9 protein-coding genes are annotated in these 10,650 nt (G+C 70.2%); all 9 read left to right on the forward strand.

All coding sequences use genetic code 11. The annotated features are described in order from the left end of the window. The first annotated feature begins 19 nt into the window (after window positions 1–19). Window positions 20–961 (forward strand): phage tail tube protein, encoded by a 942-nt coding sequence (locus AAC071_RS11840; protein WP_339832783.1) that lies wholly within the window; start codon window positions 20–22, stop codon window positions 959–961. Window positions 962–963: 2 nt separating this feature from the next. Then, complete coding sequence (locus AAC071_RS11845) at window positions 964–1,401, forward strand: hypothetical protein (RefSeq protein ID WP_339832785.1); 438 nt, start codon at window positions 964–966, stop codon at window positions 1,399–1,401. A 68-nt stretch (window positions 1,402–1,469) separates the two neighbouring features. Next, complete coding sequence (locus AAC071_RS11850; protein WP_339832786.1) at window positions 1,470–1,628, forward strand: hypothetical protein; 159 nt, start codon at window positions 1,470–1,472, stop codon at window positions 1,626–1,628. After that, entirely contained in the window at window positions 1,621–3,786 is a 2,166-nt protein-coding gene (locus AAC071_RS11855; RefSeq protein ID WP_339832788.1) for a phage tail tape measure C-terminal domain-containing protein, read from the forward strand. Before AAC071_RS11850 ends, AAC071_RS11855 begins: the two co-directional genes overlap by 8 nt. Next, complete coding sequence (locus AAC071_RS11860) at window positions 3,786–4,412, forward strand: DUF2460 domain-containing protein (RefSeq protein ID WP_339832790.1); 627 nt, start codon at window positions 3,786–3,788, stop codon at window positions 4,410–4,412. Before AAC071_RS11855 ends, AAC071_RS11860 begins: the two co-directional genes overlap by 1 nt. Further along, window positions 4,409–5,293, forward strand: a complete 885-nt coding sequence (locus tag AAC071_RS11865; RefSeq protein WP_339832791.1) for a DUF2163 domain-containing protein — start codon at window positions 4,409–4,411, stop codon at window positions 5,291–5,293. The genes AAC071_RS11860 and AAC071_RS11865 overlap by 4 nt, the downstream gene beginning before the upstream one ends. Beyond that, window positions 5,290–5,736 carry an NlpC/P60 family protein gene (locus AAC071_RS11870; protein ID WP_339832792.1) on the forward strand — a complete coding sequence of 149 codons (447 nt, stop codon included), beginning with the start codon at window positions 5,290–5,292 and terminating at the stop codon, window positions 5,734–5,736. Before AAC071_RS11865 ends, AAC071_RS11870 begins: the two co-directional genes overlap by 4 nt. A gap of 9 nt (window positions 5,737–5,745) precedes the next feature. After that, entirely contained in the window at window positions 5,746–9,711 is a 3,966-nt protein-coding gene (locus tag AAC071_RS11875; protein ID WP_339832793.1) for a glycoside hydrolase TIM-barrel-like domain-containing protein, read from the forward strand. 7 nt (window positions 9,712–9,718) lie between these two features. Then, window positions 9,719–10,650, forward strand: a 932-nt coding sequence (locus tag AAC071_RS11880; RefSeq protein WP_339832795.1) for a DUF2793 domain-containing protein, incomplete at its 3' end; no start/stop codon positions are given.

Raw genomic sequence — 10,650 nt, forward strand, 5'->3', positions numbered from 1 at the left:
ACAACCCGAGGAGAACACCATGGCACGAGCCCAGGGGGCGCGGGCGCTGATGGCGCTTGCGTTCGAGACGACCTATGGAACCCCGCCCGCCAGCGGCTTCACCCGCATGCCCTTCGCCAGCACCTCGCTCGGCGCCGAGCAGCCGCTGCTGAACTCGGAGTTGCTCGGTTACGGCCGCGATCCGCTGGCGCCGATCAAGGATGCGGTCACGGCGGACGGCGATGTCGTCGTGCCGCTCGACGCCGAGGCCTTCGGCTTCTGGCTGAAGGCGGCGTTCGGCGCGCCCACGACCACCGGCGCGGAGGCCCCGTACACCCACGAGTTCCAGTCGGGGTCCTGGGTGCTGCCCAGCATGTCGATCGAGACCGGCATGCCGGAGGTGCCGCGCTATGCGATGTACTCGGGATGCGTCCTCGACCAGATCACCTGGCAGATGCAGCGATCGGGCCTGCTGACGGCAACGGCGCGGCTGGTGGCACAGGGCGAGACGGTGGGCACGACCACCAGCGCAGGGACACCCGCCGCGCTCGAGCTGAAGCGCTTCGGCCATTTCAACGGATCGATCACGCGAAACGGGAGCGCGCTCGGCAACGTCGTCTCCGCCGAGATCACCTATGCCAACAACCTCGACCGCATCGAGACCATCCGCTCCGACGGCCGCATCGACGGCGCGGACCCGTCCATCGCCGCGCTTACCGGCCGGATCGAGGTCCGCTTCGCCGACCAGACGCTGGTGACGCAGGCGATCAACGGCGAGGCCTGCGAGATGGAATTCGCCTACGTCCTGCCGTCCGGCGAGAGCTTCACCTTCACCGTGCACGCCGTCTACCTGCCGCGCCCGCGGATCGAGATTTCCGGGCCGCAGGGGGTGCAGGCGACCTTCGACTGGCAGGCGGCGCGCGACAGCGTCGTCGGCCGGATGTGTACCGCAACCCTGATCAACGACATCGAGGTGTACTGAGAATGCTGACGCTCGACCTGACGAACGCGCCTCGCTGGCATGATCTCGCCCCCGGTGTCCGGGTGCAGCTGCGCCCGCTGACCACCGCGCTGATGGTGGCGACACGCAGCGATCAGGCCGTCGAGGCGGTGCCCGAGGAGGCGTCCGACGAGGAGCGCGCGGTCGCCTTCGCCAAGGCTCTCGCGCGGCGGGCGGTGCTCGCCTGGGAGGGCATCGGCGACGCCGACGGCAACGCCATCGACCCGAGCCCAGAGGCCATCGACGCGCTGCTCGACGTCTGGCCGATCTTCGAGGCGTTCCAGCTGACCTACGTCTCGAAGGGGCTGCTGCTGGAACAGGAAAAAAACGCCTCCGCGCTCTCGCCGAATGGTCCTTCGGCGGGGGCGAGCGATACTGCGACGCCTGCACGCAAATCTGCCCGGACTGCCCGGCGCGGCTGAACCGTCCGGAAACTCCGGAGGGTTGGCAGGTCTGGGACCTGGTCGGCCGCCTCGGGGGGCAGCTCCGTGTGCTTCCCGGCGCAGTGATCGGCTGGGATCTGACCGCAGCGCTCGCGCTCGGGAACGCGCTCGGCGTGCCGCCCCTCGCCATGGCCGAACTTCTGCCCGTCATCGAAGCGGTGATGGTCGCCAAACTCAACGAACAGATGGAACGCCTTAATGGCTGAAAAACGCGTCAGCGTTCGCCTCGCTGCGGTCGGCGGCCGTCAGGTGCGCGCCGAGCTGGAAGGCGTGGGCGAAGCCGGCAAGCGTGGCTTCGGCCGTCTCAGCCGCGAGATGGAGGCGGCCAACGCACGGCTCGCAGGCTTCGCGCGTCGGGTCCGCGTGGCAGCCGCCGCGGCTGTCGCCGCCGCCACGGCCGCAGGCGTCGCCATGATCCGCTCCGGGCTGCAGACGGTCGATGCGCAGGCCAAGCTCGCGCAGTCCCTCGGGACCACCGTCGCCTCGATCCAGACGCTCGAGCGTGCGGGCGAGCTGGCAGGCGTGTCGATGTCCGGCATCGAGCAGGCCACCAAGGATTTGACGCGCCGTCTCAGCCAGGCGGCCGCCGGGACTGGCCCGGCTGCCGACGCGCTCGATCGGCTGGGGCTCTCTGCCAACGAGCTGATCGCGCTGCCGCTGGACCAGCGTGTGGGTGCGATCAACGCCGCCATCGAGAGCTTCGTGCCTGCCGCCGAGCGCGCTGCAGTAGCGGGCCAGCTCTTCGGCGAGGAAGGCTCGATCGCCATGTCGCGGATCGACACCGCGACGCTGCGCCAGGCGACCGAGGACGTGCTTGCCTTCGGGGTCGTCGTCTCCGAGCAGGACGCTGACCAGATCGAGCGGACCAACGACGCGATCTCCCGGCTCGGGCTGATCTGGCGCGGGCTCTCGAACCAGCTGGCGGTCGCCGCGGCCCCCGCACTGGAAGCTGTCGCCAACGCCATGGCGGCGGTGGCCAGCCGCACCGGGCCGCTCGGCATCGCGATCCGCGGGCTCTTCGAAAACATCGGCCGCCTGACGACCTATGCCGCCACCTTCGCGGCCTTCCTCGCGGGACGCTGGGTCGCCGGCATGGCCGCTGCTGCTCTTTCCGTCCGTGGTCTCGCCACGGCGCTGGTCGTCCTGCGTGGGGCGCTCATCCGCACCGGCATCGGCGCGCTGATCGTCGGCGCGGGAGAGCTGATCTACCAGTTCGGCCAGCTGGTGCGCGGCGCGGGCGGGTTCGGGAATGCACTCGAACTCATGGGCGCCGTGGCAATAGCCGTCTGGGACGGGATCAAGATCACGGTCGGCTCGTTCGTCGACGACTTCCGTGCGGTCCGGGCCGACGTCGAGGCGATCTGGCTGCGCCTGATGGCCTTCCTGTCACGGAAGTGGGCCGATTTCCTGGGGCAGATCGGCCCGACCTTCAACGCCGCGGCCGAACAGATCGGCGCGGACACAAGGATCGACTGGTTCGGGGCCGAGAGCTACGCGTCGATGCTCGGGCACGCCGCCAGCAATGCCGGCGCCTCGGCCGAGGCGTACCGCCGACAGGCGGCCGCCACGCGCGCCTCCGCCTTTGACGGCGTCGGCCCGGCCATGCAGGCGCTGCGCGATGCCATGCGCGGCGGCGATGACGTCGGTGCCGACCCGCTGAGGGAGGCGACGCAGGCTGCGGAACGGTTCGAAACGGCGCTGGACGGCGCCGGGAGCGCCGCCACGGAAACTGGTGCTGCCACGACAGCGGCTGCGGCGGCCGCCGAGCCGGCGACCGAGTCGGCAGTTACCGGTTGGCAGGCGGTCACGGCGGCGCTGTCTGACTACGCCAGCAAGGCCCGCGAGATCGGCGGCGACATCGGCCAGAGCCTGGTCAGCGCCTTCCAGTCGGCCGAGAACGCGGTCGGCGAGTTCGTAAAGACGGGCAAGCTGAACGTCCGTGATCTCGTCACCTCGCTCATTGCCGACCTCGCCAAGCTCGGCGCGCGCCGCTTCATCCTCGGCCCGCTCTCGAATGCGCTCGGCGGCATTCTCGGCCGAGCCGGTGGCGTGTTTGCCAACGTGCTGCATGGCGGTGGCATCGTCGGCGCTCCCGCGCCGGCGCGCATGGTGCCAGCGCTCGCCTTCGCGGGGGCGCCTCGGATGCATTCCGGCGGTGCGGTCGGGCTGCGACATGACGAGGTCCCGGCGATCCTGCAGCGGGGCGAGCGGGTGCTCTCGCGCCGTGAGGCGCAAGGCTTTGGCGCAGCGTCCGGCGTCACCGTCCACATCCATGCGCGCGACGCCGAGAGCTTCCGCCAGTCTCGCACGCAGGTCGCGGCCGACATCGCCCGCGCGGTGTCGCTGGGCCGGAGGGGACTCTGATGGCGTTTCACGAGGTCCGGTTTCCGGACGACATCAGCCGTGGCGCCCGCGGCGGGCCGGAGCGGCGCACCCAGATCGTCGAGCTCGCCTCGGGCGACGAGGAGCGCAACGCCAGCTGGGCCAATTCGCGCCGCCGCTATGACGTCGCCTACGGCATCCGCCGCGCCGACGATCTCGCCGCTGTTGTCGCCTTCTTCGAGGCGCGCAACGGCCGGCTCCACGGCTTCCGCTTCAAGGATTGGGGCGACCACAAGTCCTGCCTGCCGTCGCTAACGCCGGGTCCGGCCGACCAGGCAATCGGCACGGGCGACGGCGCGACGACCGCCTTCCAGCTCGTCAAGCGCTACGCCTCGGGCGCGCAGTCCTGGACGCGCGCCATCGCGAAGCCGGTGGCGGGCAGCGTGCGCATCGCGCTGTCGGGCGTCGAGCAGCCCTCCGGCTGGTCGGTCGACACCACCACCGGTGTCGTCACCTTCAGCGTCGCGCCGGGCGCTGGCGCCGCCATCACCGCGGGCTTCGAGTTCGACGTGCCGGTCCGCTTCGACACCGATGCGCTCGACGTGACGCTCGACCTCGAGCGGCTCGGCTCGATCACCTCCATTCCGCTTCTGGAACTGCGCCGATGAAATCCCTCTCGCCCGCGCTGCAGGCCCATCTCGACGAGGGCACGACGACGCTCGCCTGGTGCTGGCGGATCACCCGGGCCGACGGCGTCACCTTCGGCTTCACCGACCACGACCGGGCGCTCGCCTTCGACGGCACCGACTTCGAGCCCGAGAGCGGGCTGACCGCCTCAGAGGTTCGCTCGGGATCGGACCTGTCGGTCGATGCGCAGGACGCGGAAGGCGTCCTGACCTCCGACCGGATCACCGAGACCGACATTCTCGACGGCCGCTGGGACAACGCCGAGGTAGAGGTCTGGCGGGTGAACTGGGCCGACACGAGCCAGCGCGTGCTGATGCGGCGCGGCGCCATCGGTCAGATCCGGCGCGGGCGGCTCGCCTTCGTTGCCGAAGTCCGCTCGCTCGCCCATGTGCTGGGCCAGACGGTCGGGCGAACCTTCCAGGCGACCTGCGATGCCGCGCTCGGGGACGCGCGCTGCGGCGTCGATCTGGAGGATACGGCCTTCAAGGGCACGGGCGCGGTGATTGACATTTTGCGCGACCGGGCCTTCACCGCCTCGGGGCTGGGCACATTCACGTCCGGCTGGTTCACCTTCGGCACGCTGGACTGGACGAGCGGCGCGAATGCCGGGCGGCGCACGGAGGTGCTGGGACATGACGTCACGGACGGCGTCGCGATCCTGACCCTGCTCGAGGCGCCAGTGCGCGCCATCGCCGAGGGCGACGCCTTCACCATCCGCGCGGGTTGCGACAAGCGCATGGAGACCTGCGGCGCGAAGTTCGCCAACACCGTCAACTTCCGCGGCTTCCCGCACATCCCCGGCCAGGACGCCGTGCTGCGCTATGCCACCAAAGATGGCGGCCACGAGGGAGGCGTGCTGTGACGCAACCCCTCGCACTGGCCGATCCCACCCGCGTCATCGCCATCGCGCGCTCCTGGCTCGGCACGCCGTATCACGACCAGGCCAGCCTCCGCGGCGTCGGCTGCGATTGCCTCGGGCTTGCGCGGGGCGTCTGGCGCGAGATCGTCGGCCCCGAACCGTTCCCGATCTCGCCCTACAGCCGGGACTGGGGCGAGACCGGCCCGCGCGAGGTGCTGGCCGAAGGCGCGCGGCGGATGCTGATTGAGTTGCTGCCCGCCGAGGCCGATCCCGGCGCGCTGGTGCTGTTCCGCATGAAGCCCCGCGCCATTGCCAAGCATGTCGGGATCCTGACCGGGCCCGACAGCTTCCTCCACGCCTACGAGCGGCTCGGCGTGATCGAGGAACCGCTCACCCAATCCTGGCGGCGGCGCATCGCCTTCGCCTTCCTGTTCCCGCAACGCTGAGACCCCGACATGGCAACGCTTGTTCTCGGTGCCGCTGGCGCCGCCATTGGCGGCAGCATCGGCGGCGCGATCCTCGGCGTCAGCGCCGCGACCATCGGCGGCTTCATCGGCTCGACCATCGGCTCGGTCGTCGACAGCTGGATCATCTCGTCGCTGGCGCCCACCCAGCGCATCGAGGGCGCGCGGCTCGACACGCTGCGCATCACCTCCGCCACCGAAGGCGCGGTCATCCCGCGGCTCTACGGGCGCATGCGCATGGGCGGCAACATCATCTGGGCGACCGATTTCCGCGAGGAGACAAAGACCACCACGCAGGGCGGCGGCAAGGGCGGTGGCGGCGGCAAGGTCAAGACCACCGAGTATCTCTACTACGCCAGCTTCGCGGTCGCATTGTGCGAGGGGCCGATCACCGGGATCGGCCGCATCTGGGCCGACGGCAAGCCAATGGACCTCTCCGGCGTCACCTGGCGCTGGTATCCCGGCGACGAGGCGCAGTCTGCCGATCCGTTCATCGCCGCGAAGATGGGCACGGCCAACACGCCCGCCTATCGCGGCACCGCCTATGTGGTCTTCGAGGAACTGGCGCTTTCCACCTATGGCAACCGCCTGCCGCAACTCTCCTTCGAGGTGTTCCGCCCGCTCGCCGATCCCGACACCGCCGAGGGGCTGACCCGCGCCGTCACCATGATCCCGGCCTCCGGCGAGTTCACCTATGCGACGCAGGCGATCCGCAAGACCGATGGCGGCGCGACGGTACCCGAGAACCTGAACGCGCTGGCCGACTCCACCGACATGGTGGAGTCCCTCGACCGGCTGCAGGCGATGGCCCCGGCGGTCGAGAGCGTCAGCCTCGTGGTGGCGTGGTTCGGCGACGACCTGCGGGCAGGCTCCTGCAGGGTCCGGCCGGGCGTCGAAGTGTCGGCCAAATCGACCACGCCCGCCAGCTGGTCGGTGAATGGCGTGAGCCGCGCCAACGCCTTCCTCGTCAGCCGTGACGATCAGGATCGCCCGGTCTACGGCGGCACGCCGTCGGACTTCGCCGTCGTTCAGGCGATCCAGGAGATGAAGGCGCGCGGGCTGCGCGTGACCTTCTATCCGTTCATCCTGATGGACGTGCCGCCCGGCAACAGCCTGCCGAACCCGTATTCCGACAACGCGGCCGAGACGGGCCAGCCTGCGTTCCCCTGGCGGGGCCGGATCAGCTGTTCTCCCGCAGCAGGTTTCGCCGGAACCGTGGACAAGACAGCCACAGCCGCAAGCCAAGTCGCGGCGCTGTTCGGCGCGGCCACGCCCGCCAGCTTCAGCGTCTCGGGAGAGTCGGTTTCGTGGACAGGCACGCCCGGCGACTGGGGCCTGCGCCGTATGGTGCTGCACTACGCCCATCTCTGCGCGGCGGCGGGCGGGCTCGACGCCTTCCTGATCGGCACCGAGATGCCGGGGCTGACGACGATCCGCTCGGGCGCGTCCACCTATCCGGCGGTGCAGGCCTATCGGGACCTGCTCGCGGATGTGCGCTCGATCCTCGGGGCCGGGACGAAGATCGGCTATGCTGCGGACTGGTCGGAGTATTTCGGGCACCAGCCGGGCGACGGCTCGGGCGACGTGTTCTTCCATCTCGACCCGCTCTGGGCCGATCCGGAGATCGACCTCATTGGCATCGACAACTACATGCCGCTCTCGGACTGGCGCGACGGCTTCGAGCATGCGGACGCGGCCGAGGGCTGGCCCGCGATCTACGACCGGGCCTACCTGCAGGCGAACATCGTCGGCGGCGAAGGCTTCGACTGGTTCTACGCCAGCGCGGCGGATCGCACCGCGCAGGTCCGCACCCCGATCACCGACGGCGCGGCGGCCAAGCCGTGGGTCTTCCGCTACAAGGATCTGCGCGCCTGGTGGTCGAACCCGCACTATAATCGCCCCGGTGGGGTGGAGAGCGGCACACCGACGGCGTGGGAGCCGGAGTCCAAGCCGATCTGGTTCACCGAGCTCGGATGCCCCGCCATCGATCGGGGCACCAACCAGCCCAACGTCTTCTTCGACCCGAAGTCGTCCGAAAGCTTCACGCCGCACTTCTCGCGGGGCTGGCGCGATGACGCCATCCAGCGCGCCTATCTCGAGGCGACCTATCTCTGGTGGGGCGCACCGGCGAACAACCCGCTGTCCTCGGTCTACGGCGGCCGCATGGTGCATGTGTCTGAATGCGCCGCCTGGACCTGGGACGCGCGACCCTATCCGTTCTTTCCCGCACTGACCGACGTCTGGACGGACGGGGCGAACTGGCGGCTCGGACACTGGCTGACGGGTCGGCTGGGCGCGGTGTCGCTGGCGGCCCTCGTGCGGCACCTCTGCCTGCGCGCCGGGCTACCCGAGGCGAGCATCGACGTCACCGGCCTCTGGGGTGCGGTTGAAGGTTACGCCATCACCGCGCTGGAAAGCCCGCGCGCCTCGATCACGACGCTGTCGCGCCACTTCGGCTTCGACGCCGTCGAGACCGAGGGCGTGATCCGCTTCATCATGCGCGGCCGGGCGTCCGTCGCCACCCTGGCGACCGACGATCTGGTCGCGGCCCGCGAGGGCGACGTGCTGGAACTGACGCGCGGCCAGGAGACCGAACTGCCGCAGGCGCTGAAATGGCAGGTCGCCCGCGCCGACGAGGATTACGACGCGGCCCTCGTCGAGGCCTGGCGCATCACCGTGGACACCACGCGGATCGCCTCGGAAAGCTTCCCGATGGCGGTGCCGCCCGAGGAAGCCGAACGCCGCTGCCGCCGCGCGCTGATGGAGGCATGGGTGGGGCGCGAGACGGCGGCGTTCCGTCTGCCGCCCTCGCGGCTCGCGCTCGATCCGGCCGACGCGCTCCAACTGGAGCATGACGGGCGGCTGGTCGATCTGCGGCTCGTTTCCATCGCCGATGCCGAGGCGCGGGGCATCGAGGCGGTCCGCCAGGACCGGGCGACCTACGACCTGCCGCCCGGCGATCCCCGCGCGGCGTCGCTGACGCGGGCTGTGGTGTTCGGCGCGCCGGACGCGGTGCTGATGGACCTGCCGCAGCTGACCGAGGACCAGCCTGCGCATCGGCCGTTTGTCGCGGCGCATGCCATGCCGTGGCCGGGCGAGATGGCGGTGTTCCGCAGCCCCTCGACCGATGGCTTCGAACTGCTGACCACGTTCGGCAGTCGCGCCCGGATCGGGGCGCTGGTCTCGGACTTCTTCGCGGGGCCGACATCGCGCTTCGACCTCGGCAATACGCTGGTCGTCGACCTGCTGACCGGCACGCTGGAGAGCGTCACCGACCTGGCGCTGTTCGGCGGGGCGAACGCGCTGGCCATCGAGAGCGCGTCGGGCGTCTGGGAGATCGTGCAGGCTCGTTCGGCGGAACTGCAGGCACCGGGTCGGTATCGTCTGACCCGCTTGCTGCGCGGCCAGCGCGACACCGAAAGCGCCATGGGCAACCCGGCACATGCGGGCGCGCGGGTCGTCGTGCTGGACACCGCGCTGGCGTCCCTGCCGATCGCCGAGGCCGATCTCGGCATCCCGTGGAACTGGCGCATCGGCCCCGCGAGCCGCCCGGTCAGCGACGAGACCTATGTGGCGCAAGCCTTCACGCCCGCGGGCGTCGGGCTGCGGCCGTTCTCGGTCGCCCATGTCGAGCAGCCGTGGCGCAGGCCGCGCGCGCCCGGCGATCTGACCATCCGCTGGACGCGCCGATCCCGCACGCTTTCCGCCGACAGCTGGAGCGGGCTCGAGGTGCCGCTCGGCGAGGAACTGGAAGCCTACGAGGTCGAGATCCTCGACGGCCCTACTGTGAAGCGCGTGCTGAGCACGGCCACCACCAGCGCGGTCTACACGGCCGCCCAGCAGACCGCCGACTGGGGCGCGCCGCTTGGCCCCGGCGACACACTCGACATCCGCATCTTCCAGCTCTCCGCCCTCGTGGGGCGGGGCGCGCCGAAATCTGTCACGCTGATACTCTGAGGCCCCCATGTCCGACGCCACGACCCATCTCCTGCTGCCCTACATCCTGGCGGCGCAGGCCCAGAAGCATGTCACCCACAACGAGGCGCTGCGGCTGCTCGACGGGCTCGTCCAGCTCTCGGTGCTCGACCGGGACCTGACGGCACCGCCCGGTAGCCCCGCCGATGGCGGCCGCTATATCGTCGCCTCGGGCGCCACGGGCGACTGGGCGGGCTGGGATCTGAACGTCGCGCTCTGGACCGATGGCGCCTGGCTGCGACTTCCGCCGCGCACCGGCTGGCGGGCGTGGGTCGAGGACGAGGGCCTGCTGCTCGTCTACGAGGGTGCAGCCTGGATTGGAACGACGCCAACGGCGCTGCAGAACATGGCGCTGCTGGGTGTCGGCACGACAGCGGATGCCTCGAACCCGTTCTCGGCCAAGCTCAACGCCGCGCTCTGGACGGCGAAGACCGTGGCCGAGGGCGGCACCGGCGATCTGTTCTACACCATGAACAAGGAGGCGGCAGGCGACGATCTTGGGCTGACCCTGCAGACCGGCTTCGTGACCAAGGCGCTGGTGGGGCTCTTCGGCTCTGACCGCTTTCGCCTCGCGGTCTCCGCCGACGGCAGCACCTTTTTTGACGGGCTCAGCGTCGACAACGCCACCGGCATCGTCGACCAGCCCCGGCTGCCCCGGTTCAAGGCGTATACCAACTACGACAACTACGTCGGCGTCGGGACCTGGACGAAGATCGGCCTCAACAACACCGACTACAACGATCAGGGCGCGTTCGACGCCGCGAACAACCATTTCGTGGCGCCCGTGGACGGCACTTACCTCTTCGGCGCGACGCTGCTCTACAAGATTAATGCCAGCACCACGGCGCGGATGAGTGGGCGGCTCGTCCTGAACGGCACCACCGAAATCCGCGGCTCCCTCGGCGAAATCTCCGCCACCCA

It is taken from the genome of uncultured Parvibaculum sp. (assembly GCF_963975745.1).
In the GTDB taxonomy this organism is placed as follows: Bacteria; Pseudomonadota; Alphaproteobacteria; order Parvibaculales; family Parvibaculaceae; genus Parvibaculum.

Bases quoted from the DNA above. Each gene is read 5' to 3' on its own strand.
- AAC071_RS11840 (WP_339832783.1), top strand. From the start codon at position 20: ATGGCACGAGCCCAGGGGGCGCGGGCGCTGATGGCGCTTGCGTTCGAG.
- AAC071_RS11845 (WP_339832785.1), top strand. From the start codon at position 964: ATGCTGACGCTCGACCTGACGAACGCGCCTCGCTGGCATGATCTCGCC.
- AAC071_RS11855 (WP_339832788.1), top strand. From the start codon at position 1,621: ATGGCTGAAAAACGCGTCAGCGTTCGCCTCGCTGCGGTCGGCGGCCGT.
- AAC071_RS11860 (WP_339832790.1), top strand. From the start codon at position 3,786: ATGGCGTTTCACGAGGTCCGGTTTCCGGACGACATCAGCCGTGGCGCC.
- AAC071_RS11865 (WP_339832791.1), top strand. From the start codon at position 4,409: ATGAAATCCCTCTCGCCCGCGCTGCAGGCCCATCTCGACGAGGGCACG.
- AAC071_RS11875 (WP_339832793.1), top strand. From the start codon at position 5,746: ATGGCAACGCTTGTTCTCGGTGCCGCTGGCGCCGCCATTGGCGGCAGC.